Annotated in this window: 18 protein-coding genes; 8 read left to right on the top strand and 10 right to left on the bottom strand. The window is 72.9% G+C overall.

All coding sequences use genetic code 11. The features are described 5' to 3' along the window. Positions 1-26: 26 nt before the first annotated feature. From VSH64_RS01260 to VSH64_RS01245, 4 genes are read right to left on the bottom strand one after another with little or no spacing between them, the layout of a single operon-like run. Positions 27-785 carry a glucose 1-dehydrogenase gene (locus VSH64_RS01260; protein WP_326569715.1) on the bottom strand — a complete coding sequence of 253 codons (759 nt, stop codon included), beginning with the start codon at positions 783-785 and terminating at the stop codon, positions 27-29. Then, positions 785-2,287 (bottom strand): aldehyde dehydrogenase family protein, encoded by a 1,503-nt coding sequence (locus VSH64_RS01255; protein ID WP_326569714.1) that lies wholly within the window; start codon positions 2,285-2,287, stop codon positions 785-787. Before VSH64_RS01255 ends, VSH64_RS01260 begins: the two co-directional genes overlap by 1 nt. Positions 2,288-2,301: 14 nt before the next feature. After that, complete coding sequence (locus tag VSH64_RS01250) at positions 2,302-3,183, bottom strand: 3-oxoacyl-ACP reductase (RefSeq protein WP_326569713.1); 882 nt, start codon at positions 3,181-3,183, stop codon at positions 2,302-2,304. Beyond that, positions 3,180-4,268, bottom strand: coding sequence for a zinc-binding dehydrogenase (locus VSH64_RS01245; protein ID WP_326569712.1), 1,089 nt, complete (start codon positions 4,266-4,268; stop codon positions 3,180-3,182). Before VSH64_RS01245 ends, VSH64_RS01250 begins: the two co-directional genes overlap by 4 nt. A 159-nt stretch (positions 4,269-4,427) precedes the next feature. On the opposite strand from VSH64_RS01245, the gene VSH64_RS01240 reads away from it, so the two are divergent. Beyond that, entirely contained in the window at positions 4,428-5,609 is a 1,182-nt protein-coding gene (locus tag VSH64_RS01240; protein ID WP_326569711.1) for an acyl-CoA dehydrogenase family protein, read from the top strand. A 7-nt stretch (positions 5,610-5,616) separates the two neighbouring features. Next, positions 5,617-6,645 carry an acyl-CoA dehydrogenase family protein gene (locus VSH64_RS01235; protein ID WP_326569710.1) on the top strand — a complete coding sequence of 343 codons (1,029 nt, stop codon included), beginning with the start codon at positions 5,617-5,619 and terminating at the stop codon, positions 6,643-6,645. On the opposite strand, the gene VSH64_RS01230 is transcribed toward VSH64_RS01235, so the two are convergent. Beyond that, a complete protein-coding gene (locus tag VSH64_RS01230; RefSeq protein ID WP_326569709.1) occupies positions 6,617-7,450 on the bottom strand; it encodes a sigma-70 family RNA polymerase sigma factor in 834 nt (277 codons plus the stop codon). The two genes, VSH64_RS01235 and VSH64_RS01230, sit on opposite strands and share 29 nt — an antisense overlap. An 83-nt stretch (positions 7,451-7,533) precedes the next feature. Here VSH64_RS01230 and VSH64_RS01225 point away from each other — a divergent pair, with 83 nt between their 5' ends. After that, positions 7,534-7,983: a carboxymuconolactone decarboxylase family protein gene (locus VSH64_RS01225; protein ID WP_326569708.1), complete on the top strand. Its 450-nt coding sequence runs from the start codon at positions 7,534-7,536 to the stop codon at positions 7,981-7,983. 9 nt (positions 7,984-7,992) lie between these two features. Here VSH64_RS01225 and VSH64_RS01220 read toward each other — a convergent pair whose 3' ends face one another. From VSH64_RS01220 to VSH64_RS01210, 3 genes are all read right to left on the bottom strand, one after another. Then, a complete protein-coding gene (locus VSH64_RS01220; protein WP_326569707.1) occupies positions 7,993-10,692 on the bottom strand; it encodes a bifunctional acetate--CoA ligase family protein/GNAT family N-acetyltransferase in 2,700 nt (899 codons plus the stop codon). 2 nt (positions 10,693-10,694) lie between these two features. Further along, positions 10,695-11,867 (bottom strand): acetoin utilization protein AcuC, encoded by a 1,173-nt coding sequence (locus VSH64_RS01215; RefSeq protein WP_326569706.1) that lies wholly within the window; start codon positions 11,865-11,867, stop codon positions 10,695-10,697. 1,034 nt (positions 11,868-12,901) lie between these two features. Then, positions 12,902-13,741 carry a sulfurtransferase gene (locus tag VSH64_RS01210; protein WP_326569705.1) on the bottom strand — a complete coding sequence of 280 codons (840 nt, stop codon included), beginning with the start codon at positions 13,739-13,741 and terminating at the stop codon, positions 12,902-12,904. Between the two features lie 110 nt (positions 13,742-13,851). On the opposite strand from VSH64_RS01210, the gene VSH64_RS01205 reads away from it, so the two are divergent. From VSH64_RS01205 to galE, 3 genes are all read left to right on the top strand, one after another. After that, a complete protein-coding gene (locus VSH64_RS01205) occupies positions 13,852-14,574 on the top strand; it encodes a metal-dependent transcriptional regulator (protein WP_326569704.1) in 723 nt (240 codons plus the stop codon). Beyond that, complete coding sequence (gene galK / locus VSH64_RS01200) at positions 14,571-15,749, top strand: galactokinase (protein WP_326569703.1); 1,179 nt, start codon at positions 14,571-14,573, stop codon at positions 15,747-15,749. Before VSH64_RS01205 ends, galK begins: the two co-directional genes overlap by 4 nt. A 684-nt stretch (positions 15,750-16,433) precedes the next feature. After that, positions 16,434-17,414 carry a UDP-glucose 4-epimerase GalE gene (galE, locus tag VSH64_RS01195; RefSeq protein WP_326569702.1) on the top strand — a complete coding sequence of 327 codons (981 nt, stop codon included), beginning with the start codon at positions 16,434-16,436 and terminating at the stop codon, positions 17,412-17,414. 247 nt (positions 17,415-17,661) lie between these two features. Here the strand turns inward: galE and VSH64_RS01190 are convergent, their stop codons facing one another. Next, positions 17,662-18,741, bottom strand: coding sequence for a DUF4192 domain-containing protein (locus VSH64_RS01190; protein WP_326569701.1), 1,080 nt, complete (start codon positions 18,739-18,741; stop codon positions 17,662-17,664). 178 nt (positions 18,742-18,919) lie between these two features. Next, positions 18,920-19,771 carry a M23 family metallopeptidase gene (locus VSH64_RS01185; protein ID WP_326569700.1) on the bottom strand — a complete coding sequence of 284 codons (852 nt, stop codon included), beginning with the start codon at positions 19,769-19,771 and terminating at the stop codon, positions 18,920-18,922. Positions 19,772-20,008: 237 nt separating this feature from the next. Between VSH64_RS01185 and VSH64_RS01180 the strand changes: the two genes are divergently transcribed. After that, complete coding sequence (locus VSH64_RS01180; RefSeq protein ID WP_326569699.1) at positions 20,009-21,130, top strand: sensor histidine kinase; 1,122 nt, start codon at positions 20,009-20,011, stop codon at positions 21,128-21,130. Then, positions 21,127-21,768 (top strand): response regulator transcription factor, encoded by a 642-nt coding sequence (locus tag VSH64_RS01175; protein WP_326837867.1) that lies wholly within the window; start codon positions 21,127-21,129, stop codon positions 21,766-21,768. Before VSH64_RS01180 ends, VSH64_RS01175 begins: the two co-directional genes overlap by 4 nt. Positions 21,769-21,776: the final 8 nt, after the last annotated feature.

Below are 21,776 nucleotides of genomic sequence, written 5' to 3'. Positions count from 1 at the left end.
TCACTACTCGCTCTCAGTCGGGTTGATCACAGCTTCAAGGCATGAGTCGCTGTCGCTCCCCCATCCGCTACGAACTCCGCCCCGGTGCAGTACGAGCTCTCGCCACTCGCCAGGAACACGAGCAGCGGCGCGATCTCCTCGGCCCGCCCCACCCGGCCGAGCGCCACCTTCTTGCCGACCCACGACACGTCCACGTCGGTGCCCGCGGCCTCGGAAACCATCTTCGTGTCGATCATGCCCGGGTGGACGGAGTTCACCCGGATGCCGCGCGCGCCCAGCTCCAGCGCGGCGACCTTGGTCATCCCGCGGATCGCGAACTTGCTCGCGGTGTAGGCGACGAGGAACGGCATACCGGCGAGTCCCTCCACAGAGGACACGTTGACGATGGAGCCGCCACCGGCTCCGGTCATCGGTTCAACGACCGACCGCATCCCGAGAAACGCCCCGATCTGGTTCACGCGCACCACGCGTTCGTAGTCGGCCAGCGTGGTGCTCTTCAGTTCGGAGAAGTGCAGCACGCCGGCGTTGTTCACGAGCACGGTCGGCGGTCCGAACTCGGCTTCGGTGCGCTCGATCGCGGCCGTCCAGCCGTCCTCGTCGCCCACGTCGAGGTGCTGGAACACCGCGGCGTCGCCGAGGTCGGCGGCGAGCTGCTTGCCCTCGGCGTCGAGCACGTCGGCGATCACCACGCGCGCGCCTTCGGCCACGAACGCGCGCGCGGCCGCCGCGCCCTGGCCTCGGGCCGCACCGGTCACGAGCGCGACGCGGCCGTCGAGCCGGCCCACTACATCAGCTCCTCGCCGAGCGGCATGAGCACGGTCTTGAGCTCGGTGTAGGCCTCGAACGCCGACAACCCGCCCTCGCGGCCGAGGCCCGACTGCTTGAACCCGCCGAAGGGCAGGTGCGGTTCGACCTGGAAGCCGTTGACGCCGATCGTGCCGGCGCGCAGCCGCCGGGCCACGCGGAACGCCCGCGCCGAGTCGGCCGTGAAGAGTCCGGCGCCGAGGCCGTACTCGGTGTCGTTGGCGAGCGCGATCGCCTCTTCCTCGGACTCGAACGGCACCACGGCGAGCACCGGCCCGAAGATCTCTTCCTGCGCGATGGTGGCGTGGTTGTCCACGTCGGCGAAGATCGTCGGGGCCACGAAGTTGCCGCTCGCGTAGTCGCCGCCGAGCCGCTCGCCGCCGGTCACGAGCCGGCCCTCGGCCTTGCCCTTCTCGAGATAGCCGAGCACGCGTTCCAGCTGGCGGCCGTTCACCAGCGGGCACGAGATCACGCCGGGGTCGAACGGGTCGCCGTAGGTCACGGCCGCGGCCATGCCCTGCGCGGCACCGAGGAACTCGTCGTAGACGTCGCGGTGCACCAGCGCGCGGGTGTTGGCCACACACGCCTGGCCGGACAGGCCCATGGTCACCGCGCCCATGGTCGTCATCGCGGCGAGGCCGACGTTGGGCGCGTCGGGGAACACGATGGCCGGGCTCTTGCCGCCGAGCTCCAGCGACACGCGCTTGAGCGTGCCGGCCGAGGCCTCGACGATGCGTTTGCCGACCGCGCGGCTGCCGGTGAAGCTGACCTTGTCCACGTCCGGGTGCGTGATGAGCCGCTCGCCGGTCGGGTCGCCGGGGCCGGTCACGAGGTTGAGCACGCCGTCGGGCAGGCCCGCCTCGGCGAGCAGCTCGACCATGCGGATCACGGCGAACGACGCGTACTCCGAAGCCTTGAGCACCATCGTGCAGCCCGCGCCGAGCGCGGGCGCGACCTTCTGCGCGAACAGGAGGAACGGCGCGTTCCACGGCAGGATCGCCCCCACGACCCCGATCGGCTCGCGGAAGGTCAGCGCCAGGTGATCGCCGCCCTGGTACGGCGGCAGCGTCTGGCCGCCCGCCTTGTCGACCCAACCGGCGTGGTGGGTGAACACGTCGGCCGCCGCGGCCACCGACGTCGCGTAGATCGCGCCGAACGACAGCGGCACGCTGTTGTCCAGCGCCTGCAGCGCCCGCAGCTCGTCGGCGTGGGCGCGCAGCAGCTCCGCGTACTTCAGCAGCAGGCCGATGCGGGTGCTCGCCCGCGAGGTGCCCCAGCTCGGGAACGCTTCGCGCGCGGCGGCCACGGCGTCGTCGACGTCGGCGGCGCCGGCCACGGCGAACTCGCCGATCTCCTCGCCGGTGGCCGGGTGCAGGTGGGTCCAGGTCGCGCCGTCGCGCGCGGGTGTCCACTGGCCGCCGACGTAGAGCTGCCCGGCCTTGAGCCCGGCTGCGTCGCGGTGGGGTAACACGGTGAGCGTCATGGGTTCTCCCGGGATCAGGGCAGGGCGAGCAGGTCGGTCGCGGCGAACATCCGGTCCGGATCGCGCTCGGCGAAGTGCGCACCGACGGTTTCGGCGAGCTCGCCGGAGGTCCACGTGCCGTGCGCGGTGTCGAAGCGCTGCTCGACCGTCGGCGGCCGCAGCAGCGCGACCATGCCGCCGTGGACGACGAAAACCTGGCCGTTGATGGGGTCGGCCGCCGGCGAAGCGAGGAAGGCGACGAACGGGGCGACGTGCTCGACCGACAGCGGATCGGTGCCGGTTTCGGGCGCCTCGCCGAAGACCCCGGCCGTCATCGCCGTGCGGGCGCGGGGGCAGATCGCGTTGGCGCGCACGCCGTACTTCGCGAGGCCGCGCGCAGCGGACACGGTGAGCGCGGCGATGCCGGCTTTCGCGGCGGAGTAGTTGGGCTGGCCGGGTGAGCCGACGAGGAAGGCTTCCGACGCGGTGTTGACCAGCCGGCCGTAGACCGGCCCGCCGTCCACTTTGGAGCGTTCACGCCAGTGTCGCGCGGCGACACGCGAGAGCAGGAAGTGGCCGCGCAGGTGCACGGCGATCACCTGGTCCCAGTCGGCGTCGGTCATCGAGAAGAGCATGCGGTCGCGCAGGACACCGGCGTTGTTCACGACGATGTCGAGACCCCCGAAGTGGCCGACCGCCGCGGTGAGGAGGTCCTGCGCGGTGGCGGTTTCGGCGACGTCACCCGCCACCGCGAACGCTTTTCCGCCGCCTGCCTCGATTTCCTCGACGGTGGCGCGTGCTTCGGCGACGTCGTTCACCACCACGGCGGCGCCTTCGCGCGCGAGCGCGAGTGCTTCCGCGCGGCCGAGCCCGGCGGCGGCGCCCGTGACGATGGCGACCTTGCCGTCGAGGCTCACGCGAAGGTCACCACCTGGCGGATCACGTCGGTGCGCCCTTCGCGCAGGAGGCCGAGGCCGTCGTTGATGTCGGCGAAGGTGAGGCGGCGCGAGATCATGCCGTCGAGGTCGAGCCGGCCCGCGCGCCAGAACCGCAGCATGGTGGCGGTGTCGCGGTGCACGTGCGAGGAGCCGTAGAACGAGCCGAGGATCTTCTTGTCGTGCAGGAACAGCTCCTGCGCGCTGAACGACACCATCGCGTCCCCGCGTCCGGCCCCGACGACCACCACCGCCCCGCCGCGGCGCGCGGCGTCCCAGCCGGCGCGGATGGTGGCGGGCGCGCCGACGACGTCGAACGCGTAGTCGAAGCCCTCCCCGCCGGTCAGCTCACCCTTGAGCTGGTCGAGGTTCTCCGGCGTCACCGCGTGCGTGGCACCGAAGCGCTTCGCCACGGAATGCTTGCCCTCCACCGGATCCACCGCGACGATCGTGGCCGCGCCGGCGATGCGCGCGCCCTGGATCACGGAGATGCCGACCCCGCCGCAGCCGAGCACCACCACCGTGGAGCCGGGTTCGACCTTCGCGGTGTTGAGCACCGAGCCGACGCCGGTGAGCACGCCGCACGCGATGAGCGCGGCGGTCTCGAACGGCACGTCGGCGTCGACCTTGATCGCGCCGGACGCCGGCACCACCACCTCGTCGGCGAACGTGCCGAGCCCGGCGTACCCGAACAGCGGGGTGTCACCGAGCCGGAAGCGCGGTGTGGTGAAGGCGGCGATCGCGTGCACGGCGCAGAGGTTCGGCTGGCCGCGCAGGCAGTTGCCGCACGAGCCGCACGGCGGCACGAACGAGACCGTGACGTGGTCGCCGGGCGCGAGGCGTGTGACGGCGGAGCCGACTTCGAGCACCTCGCCCGAGCCCTCGTGACCGACGACGCCGGGCGCGAGGGCGGGCAGCGTGCCGTCCATCGCGGAGAGGTCACTGTGGCAGATGCCCGAGGCCCGCACCCGGATCCGCACCTCGTCCGGGCCCGGATCGACGGTGGTGACGTCGTCCCGCAGCTCCAGCTTGTCGTCGCCGATCGCGTTCAGTACGGCTGCTCTCACCGCGAGCCTCCTCGTCGAAGCCGGCCAAGGTGAGCCCAGACTAGAATCTGTTCTCGTTTCAGGCAAGGCTCGTGACGACTTCCTTATTGCTGTTCCGGCTGCTACAAATAGAACAAGTTCTATACAACAGCTTCTCGACAACCCGCGGCGAGGTGAGTGGTGCGGATCGACCACACGGACGCCCAGCGTGAGCTGGCGGCGCAGCTGCGGGAGTACTTCGCCGAGCTGATGACGCCGGCCCGCCGGGCAAGCCTGGCCGCGAGTGGCGGTGAATACGGCGATGGGTTGGCGTACAAGGAGATCGTGCGCCGGCTGGGCAAGGACGGCTGGCTCGCGCTGGGCTGGCCCCGCGAACACGGCGGCCAGGCGCGCCCGATGCTCGAACAGCTCGTGTTCACCGACGAGGCGGCGGCCGCGGGTGTGCCGGTGCCGTTCCTGACCGTGAACACGATCGGGCCCACCATCATGCGCTACGGCACGCGCGAGCAGAAGGAGTTCTACCTGCCGCGCATCGCGGCCGGCGAGCTGCACTTCTCCATCGGCTACTCCGAACCGGGCGCGGGCACCGACCTCGCGTCGCTGCGCACGCGCGCGGTGCGCGACGGCGACGAGTACGTGATCAGCGGCCAGAAGATGTGGACCAGCCTGATCGAGTACGCCGACTACGTGTGGCTCGCCGCCCGCACCGACCCGGCCGCGAAGAAGCACAAGGGCCTCTCGATCCTCGTCGTGCCGACCTCGGCGCCCGGCTTCTCGTGGACGAAGGTCCGCACGGTCGCGGGCCCCGGCACCAGCGCCACCTACTACGACGACGTGCGCGTGCCGGTGACCGCGCGCGTCGCCGACGAGAACGCGGGCTGGCCGCTGATCACCAACCAGCTCAACCACGAGCGCGTGGCCCTGACCTCGGCCGCGCCGATGCGCACGGCCCTGCGTGACGTCCTCGAGTGGGCCCGCACCGCCGTGACGCCTGAAGGCACGCCGCTGCTCGATGCCGAGTGGGTGCGGCTGAACCTCGCCCGCGTGCACACGCGCGCGGAGTACCTGAAGCTGCGCAACTGGCAGATCGCCTGGGCGGCCGAGCACCGTGAGCTGGGGCCGGCCGAGGCGTCGGCGACGAAGGTGTTCGGCACGGAGTCGGCGATCGAGGCCTACCGGCTGCTGATGGAGGTGCTCGGCGCGGCGGCGGTGGTGCGCGAGGGCTCACCGGGCGCGGTGCTGGCCGGCCGCGTCGAGCGCCTGCACCGCTCCGCGTTGATCCTCACCTTCGGCGGCGGCACGAACGAGGTGCAGCGCGACCTCGTCGCCGCGACCGCGCTCGGCCAGCCCGTGACCCGTTAGGAGCCGCATGGACTTCTCCCCCACCGAGGCGCAGCGGGACCTCGCCGCGCTGACCCGGCAGATCCTCGCCGACCACGTGACTCCGGAGACGCTGGGGCCGGCGGGCTCCGGCGGCTTCGACGCTCCACTGTGGACCTTGTTGGCGCGGTCGGGAGTGCTCGACGCGGCGCTGCCCGCGGCCGTCGGCGGAGGCGGGTTCGGCTTGCTGGAGCAGTGTTCGGTGCTGATCGAGATCGGCCGGGCCGTGGCGCCGGTGCCGTATCTCGCGTCGGTGACACAGGCCGCGTCGGTGCTCGCGTCGGCGCAGCGGCCGGAGCTGGTGGAACGGTGGCTCGTGCCGGTGGTGCGTGGTTCGGCGGTGCTGGCCGTCGCGTCAGGGCCGGGCTTCACCGAGCGCGGCGGGCGGCTGAACGGCACGCAGACCGCGGTGCCGTTCGCGGCCTTCGCTTCGGCGCTGCTCGTGGAGACCCCCCGCGGTGTGTTCGTGGTCGACCGCGACGCGGCCGGAGTGTCGATCGAGGCACAGCGGACGATCGACCACGCCGACGCCGGCCTGGTGCGGCTCGACGATGCGCCCGGCGCCTTCCTGGGTGACGTCGGCGGTGTGGTGCGGCAGCGCGGCGCGGTGGGGCTCTGCGCGCAACAGCTCGGCGTGGTCGAACGCGCCCTGGAGCTGACTGCCGCGCACACCCGGGAACGCGAGCAGTTCGGCCACGTGCTCGGCGGGTTCCAGGCCGTGCGCCAGCGCCTGGCCGACGCCTACCTCGACGTGGAAGCCGTGCGGCTCACGCTGTGGCAGGCCGCGTGGCGCCTGGCGGAAGGCCTGCCGGCGGACGCCGAGATCGCCACCGCGAAGTACTGGGCCGCCGAAGCCGGCCACCGCGTCGCGCACACCGCGGTGCACCTGCACGGCGGGGTCGGCATCGACGTCGAGCACCCGCTGCACCGCTACTTCGCGGCGGCCAAACGCCTCGAGTTCACCGGCGGCGGCGCGACCGCGCAGCTGCTCACTCTGGGCGGGCTGCTCGCGCGCTGAGCTTCGCCGGGTCGGTGGTCACGGTGAGCTCGGTGATCCGCCCGCCGGCGATCGTGAACACGAGCAGCGCGACCACCGTGCCGTCCGCGCCGTAGGAGACGACACCGGGGCGGCCGCCCACGAGCACGGGCCGGCCGCCCACGGCGGCGGCCGGCACCTTCGCGCCACCGGCCACCTTCGTGGCACCGAGGACCACGAAGACGCCGTCGGGGGTCTCGGCCGTCAGCCGCACGTCGGGGTCGAGGACCTGCAGCAGAGCCGCGAAGTCGCCGTCGCGAGCCGCCGTGAGGAAGGCCTGGACCACGTCGCGCTCGGCCCGCGCGTGCGGACGCTCGGCGGCGCGGACCTTCCGGCGGGCGCGGCTGGCCAGCATCTTCGCGGCGTCGGTGGACTTGCCGAGGATCCGGCCGATCTCGTCGAACGGCACCGCGAACAGGTCGTGCAGCACGAACGCCAGCCGCTCCCCCGGGCCGAGCGCGTCGAGCACCACGAGCAACGCGAGCCCGACCGAGTCGGCGAGCGCGACGTCGTCCTCGGGACCGTCGAGCGGCACCACCCCGTCCGGCAACCGGTCGTCCGGCTGCGGCCGCGTCCGCCGCGCGCGCAGCACATCGAGGCTGAGCCGACCGACCACGGTGGTGAGCCAGCCGCCGAGGTTGTCGATGGCCCGCTCCTGGCGCGACAGGCGCAGCCAGGCGTCCTGCACCACGTCCTCGGCGTCGGCGTGCGACCCGAGCACGCGGTAGGCCACGGCACGCAGCCGTTCGCGCTGGGCTTCGAACGCTTCCGCGATCGGGTCGGTCATGGTCGTTACCTTCCTCGTCACTGCTCCGTCATGCGGGATGACGGGCCCGACCGGGCCGAGGTAACACGCGAGGAGCACCCACCATGGCAGCACCGACCACTTCCGCCGCGAACACCGACGTGATCACCGCGATCCGGCACCTCACGAGCGCGATCGCCGCCGGCGGCGTCGACCCGCGCCTGCTCGGGCTGGTCCACCTGCGGGCGAGCCAGATCAACAGCTGCAGCCCCTGCGTGTACGCCGGGGTCGCCGCGGCGAAGAAGCACGGCGAGACCGACGAACGGCTGCACAACGTGGCGGCCTGGCGCGACACACCCTTCTTCACCGAAGCCGAGCGCGCGGCGCTCGCGCTCACCGAGGCCGCGACCCGGCTGCAGGACGGCGCGGCCGGCGTCACCGACGAAATCCGCGCAGCCGCGGCCGAGCACTTCACCGAGGAGCAGCTGTCGGCGCTCACGTCGGAGATCGCGCTCACCAACTTCTTCAACCGCGTGAACCGCGTGCGCGGCGAGCAGGCCGGCAAGAGCTGGTGAGCCGGCGGGTCAGTCCGTCGGCGTGATGTGGCGCAGCCGCCGCGGCCCGGTGTCCGGCCGGGTCGGCGGCGGCCCCAGCACCAGGCGGGCATTGGCGACGAAGGCGCCGTCGGGCGAGGCCAGGATCGGGTCGAGCGCGAGCGAGCGCACCTCCGGGTTGTCCTCGGCCAGCGCGGCCACGCGCAGCACCATGTCCTGCAGCGCGGCGAGGTCGGCCGGCTCGTCGCCGCGGTAGCCGGTGAGCAGGGGCGACGTGCGGGGCTCGCGGATGAGCGTGGCGGCGTCGACGTCGGTCACCGGCACCGCGCGGTAGGCGCGGTCGCCGAGCAGCGTGCTGACCAGTCCGGAGAGCCCGAAGGACACGAGCGTGCCGAACGACGGGTCGTCCTGCAGCCCGATCACGCACGAGATTCCCTTGGCCGCCATGCGTTGCACGTACAGCTCGTTGTCGCCGGAGACCTCGCACAGGTCGCGGTAGGCCACGCGCACGGAGTCCTCCGACGTGAGGTCGAGCCGCACGCCCGCGAGGTCCGGCCGGCCGCGCAGCCGCTCGTCCACCGCCTTGAGGGTGACCGGGTAACCCAGCTCGGCCGCGGCCGCGACAGCGGCGTCCACATCGGACACCACGCGGAACGGCACCACGTTCACGCCGTAACACCCGAGCAGGCGCACCACGTCGTCGTCGGAGAGCATGGAGGAGTGGCCGTCGGCCTCCGCCAGCAGCTCGCGCACGATCGACTGCGCCTGCTCCACGTGGAGGCCGGCCGGGCGCACGAGAGTCCCTTGTGGACGCTGCCGCCACGCCGAATACCGCACCACGCGGGACAACGCCGTGACCGCGCGTTCCGGGCTCGGGTACGACGGGATCGAACCGCGGGTGGGCACGCCGTCTTCGCTCAGCACGGCCAGCTCGTCGGGCACGCCCTCCACCGCGAGGAAGGTGGACACGACCGGTTTCGTGCGCTCGTGCTCCAGCACGGCTTCCTTGAGCGCCCGCGCGTACGCGGTGCCGGGAATGGTGATGGGTGGCGCGAACACGGCGATGAGCGCGTCGGTCTCCGGCGAGTCGAGGGCTTCGCGCACGGCGGCGGCGAACGCCTCGGGCCCGGCCTGCGGGCCGATGTCCACGGGGTCGGACGCGAGGTGCAGCCCCTGCGCCCGCGCGGTGTCGGCGGCCAGCAGCCCGATCGCGCTCGAGTTGCCGACGATCGCGATGCGCGGCCCGGCGGGCAGCGGCTGGTGCGCGAACACGAGCGCGGTGTCGAAGAGCTGCGCGAGCGATTCCACGCGCACCACGCCGGCCTGCTCGAACAGCGCCTGCACACTCGCTTCGTCGACCTCCGCCGACGTCGCCGCCAGCTGCGGGCGCACGGCGTGGCGGCCGGATTTCACCGCGACGATCGGCTTGGTGCGCGCGAGCCGCCGCGCGAGGCGGGCGAACTTGCGCGGGTTGCCGAAGGATTCGAGGTAGAGCAGCACGAGGTCGGTCTCGGGGTCGGTTTCCCAGTACTGCAACAGGTCGTTGCCCGACACGTCGGCGCGGTTGCCGGCGGAGACGAAGGTGGACAGGCCGAGACCGCGGGACCCGGCGTCGGCGAGGATCGCGGTGCCGAGCGCACCGGACTGGCAGAAGAACCCGGTGTGGCCGCGGCGGGGCAGCTGCGGCGCGAGCGTGGCGTTGAGGCGCACGCCGGACGCGGTGTTGAGCACGCCGAGCGCGTTCGGGCCGACCACACGCATGCCGTGGGCGCGGGCCTCGCCGACGAGCCGCAGCTCGGCGTGCAGGCCGAGCGGGCCGGACTCGGCGAAGCCGCCGGACACGATCACCAGCGTCTTCACGCCCTTGGCCAGGCACGCGTCGAGCACGGACTCCACGAGCTCGGCGGGCACCGCCACGAGCGCGAGGTCGACCGGGTCGGGGATGTCGAGCACCGAGGCGTAGGCCCGCACCCCGCGCACCGAGCGGTGCTCGGGGTTGACCGGGAACACGGTGCCGGTGAAGTCGGCGGCGAGCAGGTTGCGGAAGGCGACGTGGCCGACCTTGCCGTGGTCGGCCGAAGCGCCGATCACCGCGACCGACCGGGGGTGCAGCAGGTTGTGCACGCTGCGCGCCTCGGCCGCCTGCTCGCGCGAGCGCGCGACGGCGAGCGACTCCTCCGTGGGGTCGATGCTGAACTCCAGGTGCAGCACGCCTTCCTCGATGGCGCGGCTCACCTGGTACCCGGCGTCGCGGAACACGCGGACCATCGGCGCGTTCTCGGCGAGCACCTCGGCCACGAACCGGCGCAGCCCGCTCTCCGACGCGGCGGCGGCGAGGTGTTCCAGCAGGATCGAGCCGAGGCCGCGGCCCTGGTGCTTGTCGTCGACCACGAACGCGACCTCGGCCGACGGACCGCCGTCGAGCCGCTCGTAGCGCCCCACGGCCACGATGTCGTCGCCGAGCAGCGCCACGAACGCCACGCGGTCGTGGTGGTCCACAGTGGAGAACCGCTGCAGGTCGCGCGGCGGGATCCGCGGGTAGGCGCCGAAGTAGCGCAGGTAACGCGTGCGCTCGGAAAGCCGGCTGTGGAAGGCGACGAGACCGTCGGCGTCGCTCGGCACGACGGGGCGCAGGTGCACCGTGCCGCCGTCGGAGAGGACGACGTCGGCTTCCCAGTCGCGGGGGTAGTCGAAGGGGTCGCGCAGGCCTGTTCCCGTTGCTTCGGACATGGTCAGTCCCTGGGATCGTCCGGGTCGAGGCCGTGCAGCGGGAACACCGCGCGGCGCGTGTCGCGGATCGCGATGTCCACGGGGTCGTCGGCGGCGTCGCCCCACGGCTTGAAGGCGGTGTCCTTGTCGTCGGTCATCGCGTGCGGGATCTCGGCGGTGGGCGCGGCCTTCGTGATCGAGGAGACCCAGCCGGCCGGCAGCGGCGTGTCGGGCGCGACGTCGCGATCGAGCACCGTGGCGATCAGGTGCGTCCACGAGCGCGGCACCACGCGGATCAGCTGGTAACCCCCGCCGCCGACGGCCAGCCACTTCCCGCCGGTGTAGGTCTCGGCGAGGTCCCGCATCGTCGAGTAGATGGTGCGGTGCCCGTCGACCGACAGCGACAGGTCGGCCAGCGGATCTTCCTCGTGCGAGTCGACGCCGCACTGCGTCACGAGGATCTGCGGCTCGAACTCGGCCAGCAGCGAGGGCACCACCGCGTTGAACGCCCGCAGCCAGCCCGGATCCTTCGTGTGCGGCGGCAGCGGGATGTTCACCGCGGTGCCGGCGGCCTTGCCGGTGCCGATCTCGGCGGAGTAGCCGGTGCCGGGCCAGAGCGTGAACGGGTGCTGGTGCAAGGAGACGGTGAGCACGCGCGGGTCGTCGTAGAAGGCGGTCTGGACCCCGTCGCCGTGGTGCACGTCGGTGTCGAGGTAGGCGATGCGGTCGAACCCGTGGTCGAGCAACCAGTCGATGGCGATCGCGCAGTCGTTGTACACACAGAACCCGGACGCGTGGTCGCGCATCGCGTGGTGCAGCCCGCCCGCGATGTTCACGGCCCGGGTGACTTCCCCTTCGGCGATCTTGCGCGCCGCGAGCAGCGTGCTCCCGACCACCAGCGCCGACGCGTCGTGCATCCCGCTGAACACCGGGTTGTCCGCGGTACCCAGCCCATGCCCCACATCCCACCCGACCAACGGCGCTTCCTTCACGGCCGCCAGGTACTCCGGCGCGTGGATCCGCAGCAGCTCCTCGTCGCCGGCCGCGGTGGGCACCAGCAGCTCGACCCCGTCGAGCACCCCCAGCTCCGTGGCCAGCCGCACCGTGAGCTCCAGGCGAACAGGGTTGAACGGATGCTCCCCACCCAGGTCGTACCCCAGCAGCGCGGCATCCCAGACGACAGCAGGCGAGGACATGCCTCGCACTGTACTGGCCGGGCGGCGGTGAAGCCGGGTTCGAGTGCGGCTGGGGTGCGGTTCGGGGCGCGGTTGGGGCCCGGCTCGGGTGCGGTGGTGTCGGCCGGGTTTGGTGGTCGGTCTCGGCGGTCGCCGGTCACCGGCGGTTCGCTCGCAGCAGAGGCCCTCAGCCGCGGTCAGGGCCAGCGGCAGCGGGCGTTCGGCGTGTGGTGGTATCGGCCGGGTTTAGTGGTCGGTCTCGGCGGTCGCCGGTCACCGGCGGTTCGCTCGCAGCAGAGGCCCTCAGCCGCGGTCAGGGCCAGCGGCAGCGGGCGTTCGGCGTGTGGTGGTATCGGCCGGGTTTAGTGGTCGGTCTCGGCGGTCGCCGGTCACCGGCGGTTCGCTCGCAGCAGAGGCCCTCAGCCGCGGTCAGGGCCGGTGGCGGCCCGGTTTGCCGTCGGTCTCGGATTCGCCGCTCGCCGGCGCGGCTCCCTCGCGGCGGAGGTCCTCAGCCGCAGCCGGGGCCGATCGCGGCGGGCGATCGGGGTGCGGTGGTGTCGCCCGGGTGTGCCGGCCGGTCCAGGGGTCCCCGGTTGTCGGCGCGAATCGCTCGCGGCGGAGGCCCTCAACCGCGAGCGGCGCCGGCCGGGTTTGGCGGCCGGTCGCGGGGTCGCCACTCGCCGGCGCGGATCGCTCGCGACGGAGCTCCTCAACCGCCGTCGGGTCCGATGGCGGCGGGTGTTCGGGGTGCGGCGGTATCGCCCGGGTTTGCCGGCGGTCTCGGGGGTCGCCGGTCGCCGGCGCGGATCGCTCGCAGCGGAGGCCCTCAACCGCGAGCGGCGCCCGTGGCGGCAGGCGTTCGGGGTGCGGTGGCATCGCCAGGGTGTGCCGGCCGGTCTCGGAGCCGCCGGTCGCCGCCGGTCGCTCGCGGCAGAGGTCCTCAGCTGCGGTCAGGGCCAGTGGCGCCGGGCGCTAGGGGGCGGTGGTGTCGCCCGGGCGTAGCGGCCGGTCTCGGGGCCGCCGGTCGCCAGCGGGTTAGCTCCCGGCCGAGGTCCTCAGCCGCGGTCCGGGCCGGTGGCGGCGGGGCGTTCGGGGTCGCGGGACCAGTGTGACCAGGAGCCCGCGTAGAGGGCCGCCGGTTCGGGGTGGCCCGCGACTTCCAGGGCCAGCACCACGGACGAGGCCGTGACGCCGGACCCGCAGTACGCGCCGACCGGTGTGGCCTCGGTCAGGCCCAGTGCGGCGAAGCGGGCGGCGAGGTCGGCGGGGGTGCGCCAGCGGCCGTCGGCGCCGACGTTTTCGGACGAGGGCGCGTTGGCGGCGCCGGGGATGTGGCCGGCGCGCGGGTCGATCGGCTCGGTTTCGCCGGTGTAGCGGGCGTGGGCCCGGGCGTCGAGCAGCAGGCCGGAGCGGGCGCGGGCGGCGGCTTCGTCGGCGGTGAGCACCGGCATGCCGCCGGGGCGCACCTCGAAGTCGCCGGGTGCGGGGGTGGGCACGTCGGTGGTGGTGGGGTGGCCTTCGGCGAGCCACGCTGCGTAACCGCCGTCGAGCACGGCGACGTCGGCGTGGCCGGCCCAGCGCAGCAGCCACCAGGCGCGCGCGGCGACGGAACCGTCGGCGTCGTCGTACACGACCACCGGGCGGGCGGCGCTCACGCCGGCTTCGCGCAGGTCGCGCTGCAGGTCGGCGGGATCGGGCAGCGGGTGGCGGCCGCCGTCGCCGGGAGGGGCGGCCAGTGCCGCGTCGAGGTCGACGAACACCGCGCCGGGCAGGTGGCCCTCGCGGTAGGACTCGGCGGCGGGCGGCCCGGCCAGGCGCCAGCGGACGTCCAGCACCACGGGCCGCCGCGTGTCGGGCAGGGCGGCGAGCTCGGCGGGGGTGATCAACGGTCCCATGTGCCCCATCCTGCAGGTCCGGGCGCTGCCCGCGCACCCGGGCCGGACTTTTCAGCCCTGCGGGCTTGTTATGTCGGCGCGTGCCGTCGCTGTCGGGGCCAACGACTACGATGAGCTACGCGGACGAAGGGGACAGCGTGAACGATCTCATCGACACCACCGAGATGTACTTGCGTACCATCTACGAACTTGAAGAAGAGGGTGTCGTCCCGCTGCGCGCGCGGATCGCGGAGCGCCTGCAGCAGAGTGGGCCCACCGTGAGCCAGACCGTGGCCAGGATGGAGCGCGACGGGCTGGTGGTCGTGGCCGACGACCGGCACCTGCAGCTGACCGACCACGGCCGTGAGCTGGCCATCGCCGTCATGCGCAAGCACCGCCTGGCCGAGCGGCTCCTCGTCGACGTGATCGGGCTCGAGTGGGAACACGTGCACACCGAGGCGTGCCGCTGGGAACACGTGATGAGCGAGGCCGTGGAGCGCAAGCTGGTGAAGCTGCTCGACCACCCCACCACCTCGCCGTACGGCAACCCCATCCCGGGCCTCGACAAGCTCGGCGACGGTGACCCCGCCCCGCCCGCCGAATCCGACCTCGTGCGCCTCGACGAGTTCGCCCGCACCGGCGGCGGCGACGTCGTGGTGCGGCGCATCGCCGAGCACGTGCAGCTCGACGAGTCGCTGCTCACCGAGCTCAAGTCCGTCGGCATCGTGCCCGGCGGCCGCGTCACCGTCGGCAAGGCCAACGGCGGCACCGTGAGCATCGAGGTCACCGGCAGCGCCTCCTCGGCGCAGGTCTCCACGTCGGCGCTGCACGCCGTGCTGGCGCAGGCCAGGTGAGCCCCGCCGAAGACGCCGCCGGCGCGTTCCGGCGGATCCACGGCCGGGCCCCCACCGGGGTCTGGTCCGCTCCCGGCCGGGTGAACCTGATCGGCGAGCACACCGACTACAACGACGGCTTCGTGCTGCCCTTCGCGCTGCCCCACCGGCTCGCCGTGGCGGCCACCGCGCGTGACGACGGCAAGCTCAACGTCGCCACCCTCGGCGACGACGGCCAGCTCCAGACCTCCGATCTCCTCGACATCGCGTCCCTCGAACCGGGTTCGGTCGAGGGCTGGGCCGCCTACCCCGCGGGCGTCGCCTGGGTGCTGCGCGACCACGGCCACACCGTGGGCGCCGACCTGGTCATCGCCGGCGACGTCCCCTCCGGCGCCGGCCTGTCCTCCTCCCACGCCCTCGAGTGCGCCGTCACGCTCGCCCTCCTCGGCCTGGCCGGGATCGAGCTCGACGACGGCGCGCCGGGCACCCCGAGCCGCCCCGAGATCGCCCGCTGGGTGCAGCGCTCGGAAAACGACTTCGTCGGCGCCCCCACCGGCCTGCTCGACCAGACGGCTTCCCTGTGCTGCCGCGAGGAGTGCGTGCTGTTCCTCGACGTCCGCTCGGGCGAGATGGAGCAGGTTCCCTTCCCGCTGGCCGACGCCGGCGTCCGCGTGCTGATCATGGACACACGCACCAAGCACTCCCACGCCGAAGGCGGCTACGGCGAACGCCGCCGCGGCACCGAGCGCGCCGCCGAGCTCCTGGGCGTGAAGGCCCTGCGCGACGTCACGCTCGAAGGCCTCGACACCGCCCTCGCCCAGCTCCCCGCCGACCTCGCTCCGCTGGTGCGCCACGTGGTCACGGAGAACCAGCGCGTGCTCGACGTCGTGGCCCTCCTGCACGCCGGCCGCCTCACCGACATCGGCCCCCACCTGGACGCCTCCCACACCAGCATGCGCGACGACTACCGCATCTCCACCCCCGAACTCGACCTCGCGGTCGACTCCGCCCGCACCGCCGGCGCCCTCGGCGCCCGCATGACCGGCGGCGGCTTCGGGGGTTCGGCCATCGCGCTGGTCCGCGAGGCCGACCTGGAGACCGTCCGCGCGGCCGTGGAGAACGCCTTCGAGGCCGCCGGCCTGCGCCGCCCCCGCACCTTCACCGCGGTCCCCTCCCGCGGCGCGGGCCGCGACTGACGGTCCGGTTCTTCACGCCGTTCACCGCACCGTTCGTCACGCTGTTCTCGCCACTGCCCCCGCGGCCCTCGCGCCTCGGGGGCAGTGCCGTGTCCAGGGGTCGGGTGCCTCGTGGCGAAGCACCCGACGCTGAGTCGCCGGGGCACGGTCGCCTCGGGACCTCTCGACCTCGGCTGCTGAGGCAACCCGCGTCCGAAGGCCGCCGCTGCGGGGGCGCTGGTGCGGGGGCATGCCGGCGGTCGGGCTCGACGGGCACTCGACATTTGCGACCTCCTGGAGATCTCGGGCTGGGACAAGGGTGCGGCCGCTCTGGGCGCTCGGGACCGTCTTGAGGATCTCGGTACGGGGGCAATCGTGCGGCCGTCCCTCGGCGTTCGGGGCCGTCCCGAAAACCTCGGTCTGGGGGCAATCGTGTGGGCGGCCCTCGGCATCTGCGACCGGCCCGGGGATCTCCGCCTGGGGAATTGGTGCGGTCGACGCTCGGCGCACGCGACCGCCCTGGGATTTCGGCCCGGGGCAGTGCTGTGCCCGGGGGCAGCGTCGTATCCGGGGGCCGTGTCGTATCCGGGGCACGCGGCGCAGGGCGGCCAGGTCGCCGGGTCGGGTCACCCCGGGCGGCCGGGCGTGGTGCGGTGAGGGGAGACTGTGGCGCAGAGTCACCGCCCACACCAGAAAGGCCACACCGTGACGGACCCGCAGAGCCCCCTGAAACTGATCGTCACGGGTGGCGCCGGCTACGTGGGCAGCGTGTGCGCCGCGCGGCTCATCGAGGCCGGTCACCAGGTCACGGTCGTGGACGACCTGTCCACCGGGCACGCCGACGCCGTGCACCCCGAAGCGCGCTTCATCGAGGGCGACGCCGCCGCGGTCGCGGCCGACGTCCTCGGCGAGGGCTTCGACGGCGTGCTGCACTTCGCCGCGAAGTCGCTCGTCGGCGAGTCGATGACGGACCCGGCGAAGTACTGGGAAGGCAACGTCGTCACCTCCCTGCGCCTGCTCGAGGCCATGAAGGCCCACGGCACGCCGCGCCTGGTGTTCTCCTCCACGGCGGCCACCTACGGCGAGCCCGAGTCGTCGCCGATCCCCGAGACGGCGCCGACGCAGCCGACCAACACCTACGGCGCGTCCAAGCTCGCGATCGACCACGCCATCACCAGCTTCGCCCGCGCCCACGGCATCGCCGCCGTGAGCCTGCGCTACTTCAACGTCGCCGGCGCCTACCACTCCTTCGGCGAGCGCCACACCACCGAAACGCACCTCATCCCCCTCGTGCTCCAGGTCGCCACCGGCGACCGCGCCCACATCTCCATCTACGGCGACGACTACCCGACGCCCGACCACACGGCCGTCCGCGACTACATCCACGTGGTCGACCTCGCCGACGCCCACCAGCTCGCCCTCGCCCACGCGACCGCCGGCGAGCACCGCATCTACAACCTCGGCAGCGGCACCGGTTTCTCCGTTCTGGAGGTCGTGGAGGCCTGCCGCCGCGTGACCGGCCACCCGATCCCCGCCGAGGTCGCCCCGCGCCGTGCCGGCGACCCGTCGGTGCTCGTGGCCTCCAGCGAGAAGGCCGGCATCGAACTCGGCTGGCAGCCCAAGCGCACCGACCTCACCGGCATCGTCTCGGACGCGTGGGCGTTCACGCAGTCACGCCGTTCCTGATCACCTCCTTTCCGGCGGGTCCTGGCTCCTGACGAGCCGGGGCCCGCCGTTTTTCCGCGGTATCAAGGGTTTCAACGCGCGGATCGGCGCCGTAGTCAACCGGCCGATGACTGCACACCTCCCTGGATCGCGCGCACGCCGTCGCCGAACACGGTTTTCCAACCACGCCGGCTCCTGCGGCGACCGCGCCGGTCGAGTGCCGGCGACGTCCGTGAGCAGCAAAGGGCCGGCTCCGCGAGTGGCGGAGTCACACCGGCCCTTCGCCGTCCGGCGATACACCATCCTGCGCGAGTTCCGGAACCGACAGACCCAGATCGACCGCATCGGGCAGCGACGCCAGCCCCGAGATCTTCGCCGGATCGCTACCGAGGTCCCAGACCGTGTGGAGCAGTTGGGCGAGGACGTGGCCGGGGTGGGCGTCGAGGGCGTTGGCCAGCGCCATCCCCGCGAGGGCACCCTCGTTGCGCATCAGCGCGGCATACCCGGCGAGCGCCGCGGCGTGCGCGCGGTGCGGCGCGGGCAGCTCGCGCACGAGCTCCAGCCACAGGCTCATCGCCGCCATCGCGACCGGCGAATCCGACGGGGTCGCCGTGGCCAGGCAGGCGTCGCGGATTTTCGGCAGGGCCAGGGCGTGGGCGAGGCGCACGGCCTGGTCGTCGGTGGGTGGACCGTCGCCGCGCCGGTGGCGGACGAACGCCGCGCGCACGTCGGCGGCCGCGGCCCGGAGGTCGGCATCCGAGCCCGCCGGCGCGGTGGCACGAGAAAGCATCACGCGGCGCCGGGCAAGGACCGAAGTCGAACGGGGTTGCAGCAGCGCCAGGAGGTCCTCGCGATGCGCGAAGGTGACGAAACCGGCGTTGGTCGTGGTCGCGGCCGTCACCGTGGCACGCGGATCGGGCAGCACGCCGCCGCAGGTGGGTTCGCGGTAACACGCCCACGGCGCTGCGGCGGTGATCTCCGGTGTCCACAGTGGATGCAGCAGCGGCAGCCCGTACTCCCCGAGCGCCCGCTCCACTTCGTCGGCGAAGTCGAGGTGCGGCGGATCGCCGTCCGGGCCGGCGCGGCCGCCGACGATGACCATGGTGACGCCGGTGTGGTCGTCCACCCGGAAGCGCGGCGCCAGCGCGTCCGCCTGGTGCGCCAGGAGATCGCGCGGTGGCAGGTCCGCGCGCAGGATCAGGCCGATGCGGGTGCCAGGCGGACGGTGCCCGAGCAGCACCACGGAATCAGCGGGCGTGAAGCCGAGCAGGTACGGGAGCGCGGCGATGAGCTGCGCGGGATCGGTGAGCAGGGTCCGGGCCGTGCCCGGTGGGGTCGAGGTGGTCACGCGTTCCACTGTGCGGCGGAAACCGGCCGTTCGGGGGCCGGCGGCGGAATCTGTGGACAACTGCCGCGGTTGTGGAAAACCCGGCCCGGCCGAGGCGGCCGGGCCGGATTCTGTCGGTGTGGTGTGCTAGCCGCTCAGCCGCGGTGAAAAGTCCACTGCGGCAAGGAAAACACCGAGATCAACCGCAGTGCTCGAACCCGCTCGTGTAGGTGTCGGCACCCACCGAACCACCCCACTTCACGCAAGTCGCGCCTGCGGTCTTCTTCACCGGCCCCGCGTAGTAGGTGAAGTTCCCCGAATCCGTGGTCCGCGCCTGCCCCTGCACCTCCAGGAACGCCGACGTCGGGCTCGCGGTCCCCAGCGAAACGGCCTTGAGCGTGGTCACGCAGTTGGCCTTCGTCGAGGCGTTGTACAGCAGGTACGCCGTGCCCGACGAGCCCAGCCCCTGCTGGTCGATCACCGAGAACCCGGACCCGCACACCTCGGTGGCGGAGTAGGGGTTGCCCCCGCAGTTGTTCTTGCTCGTGAAGTCCTTCTTGCCGTAGTAGACGGCCGCGACGCCGTTCAGCACAGCCTTCTGCGTCACGCCGTTCAGGTTTTCTTCAAAGTGCAGGTGCGGCCCGGTCACTCCGCCCGTGGCACCCGCCTTGCCGATTTCGGCGCCCCCGCTCACCTTCTGGCCCACGGACACCTCCTGCGCGGACAGGTGCGCGTACCGCGTGCGCCAGCCGCCGCCGTGGTCGAGCTCGATCCACCGGCCGTAGCTGGTGCTGCCTTCGTTCTCGACGCGCGTCACGGTGCCGGCCACCGACGCCACCACGGGCATGCCGGTGATGCCGGACTTCTGGAAGTCGACGGAGTTGGCGGGGTTGTGGCCGCTGAACGTCGCGGCCGTGACGGTGACCCCGCACTTGAACGGCACCTGGAAGTTCGGCGCGGCGGACGCGGGCGCCTGGGCGGCGAACGTGAGACCGAGCGCGGGCAACACCGCGGCAGCGGCGAACACGGCGAGCCGTCGCAACCTGGACATGGTGCGTACCTCCCTGTTGGGGCGTGGATGACGAAGACCAGGAAACCGGCGAGGGGTACATTTTCCGTACATTTCCCGCTCGGCCCGCGGCCCGAACAGGACCGTCGCTCGACCGCGGTCTCCCCCCTCACCCTCGGCGGCTGAAACCGCGTTTTCCGCGACCGCGAGCCCCCGGCTCCGACCCGCCGGACGGGGCCGCTCTCCCGTACATTCTCCCTACGGGCACCAGGGAGGATCATGACGACGAGGAGCAGCCGGCGGCTCGGTGCGCCCGAGTGGTCGCGATGGGCGTTCGTGGTGCTGCCCCTGATCATTTCGATCCCGAACCTCGGCGCGTGGTGGTCGTGGGCGCTGTTCGCCGTGACGTTGGTGGCCTCGACGCCACTGCTGCCCGCCACGGAGGACTTCAGGCCGGCGTGGCTGCAGCCGGCCGCGATGCCCGTGGTGGTCGCGGCGGCGGGCGCGCTGTGGGTGCTCGAACCGGACAGCTGGGTGTCGGTCGCGATGTTCAGCACGACCTTCTACACGATGCGCGCGTTCGGCCGGGTGCTGTCCGCCGTGGTGCTGGTGACGAGCGGCGCGGCCATCGTCGCCTGGGCCGTGGTGCACCGACTGGAATGGCTCAACGCGCTCGCCCTGTTCGCCATCCTCGTGGTGATGGTCCTGCTCGCCTCGAGCCGCCGCGACCGCGCCGCCCGGCTGGAGCAGACCGAGCTCGCGCTGGCCCGCGCGCAGACCGCCACCGAGGAGCACGCGCGCGCCGCCGCGCTGGCCGAACGCGCGCGCATCGCCCGCGAAGTGCACGACGTGCTCGCCCACTCCCTCGCCGGCCTCGCGCTCAACCTGCAGGGCGCGCGGCTGATGCTCGTGCGCGACGGCGCGAGCCCCGACGCCGTCGCCCAGATCGAACGCGCGCAGAAGCTCGCGTCCGACGGCCTGTCCGAAGCCCGCAAAGCCGTGGCCGCGCTGCGCGAGGACGCCGTGCCCGCCGAGCGCACCGTCGCCGATCTCCTCACCGCCTACCGCCTCGACACGGGCGCGCGCGCCGACCTCGTCGTGCGCGGTGAGCCGCGGGACCTCGACGCCGGCGTGACCACCGCCCTCGTGCGCGCCGTGCAGGAGGCGCTGTCGAACACGCGCAAACACGCGCCGGGCGCCGACGTAGACGTGGAGCTGGTGTTCGCCGAGTCCCACGTGGAGCTCACGGTGCTCGACCGCCAGGGCCGCCGCCCGCCGGACGCGCCGGCCGCGGGATACGGTTTGCGAGGCATGGCCGAGCGGGTCGCGCTGCTCGAAGGAAAGCTGGACAGCGGGCCGGGAGAGGACGGATGGCGGATTCACTTGACAGTGCCGGCGTGAACCTGCGCGTGGTGCTGGCCGACGACCAGGCCGTAGTGCGCGAGGGCCTCGTGACCCTGCTGGGGCTCCTGCCCGGCGTCGAGGTGGTCGGCGCCGCCGCCGACGGTGACGCCGCGCTCGAACTCGTCGCCGAACACCACCCGGACGTGCTCCTGGTCGACCTGCGCATGCCCCGCCGCGACGGCGTGTCCACGACCGAAGCCGTGCGCGAGCGTTACCCCGCCACCGAAGTCGTGGTGCTCACCACCTACACCGACGACGAATCCCTGCTCGGCGCCCTGCGCGCCGGCGCCCGCGGCTTCCTCACGAAGGACGCCGACGCCGAGGCCATCGCCCGCGCCCTGCGCTCCGCCGCCGCCGGCCAGTCCACAGTGGACGGCGAGCTGCAGCGCCGCCTCGTGGAAGCCGCCACCCGCCGGGCCCCCGTGCGCGCCCAGGAGATCGAAGGCCTCACCGCGCGCGAGATCGAGGTGCTGCGCCTTATCGCTTCGGGCCTGTCCAACACGGAGATCGCGCGTGAGCTCGTGGTCAGCGAGGCCACCGTGAAAACGCACGTGAACCACTTGTTCTCGAAGGCGGGCCTGCGAGACCGCGCGCAGGCGGTGGCGTTCGCGTATCGAGCGGGGATCGCGGACTAGTCCACCGG

This window comes from Amycolatopsis rhabdoformis, from assembly GCF_035918295.1.
GTDB lineage: Bacteria > Actinomycetota > Actinomycetes > Mycobacteriales > Pseudonocardiaceae > Amycolatopsis > Amycolatopsis rhabdoformis.
This window is presented reverse-complemented; position numbering and strand designations above follow the sequence as displayed.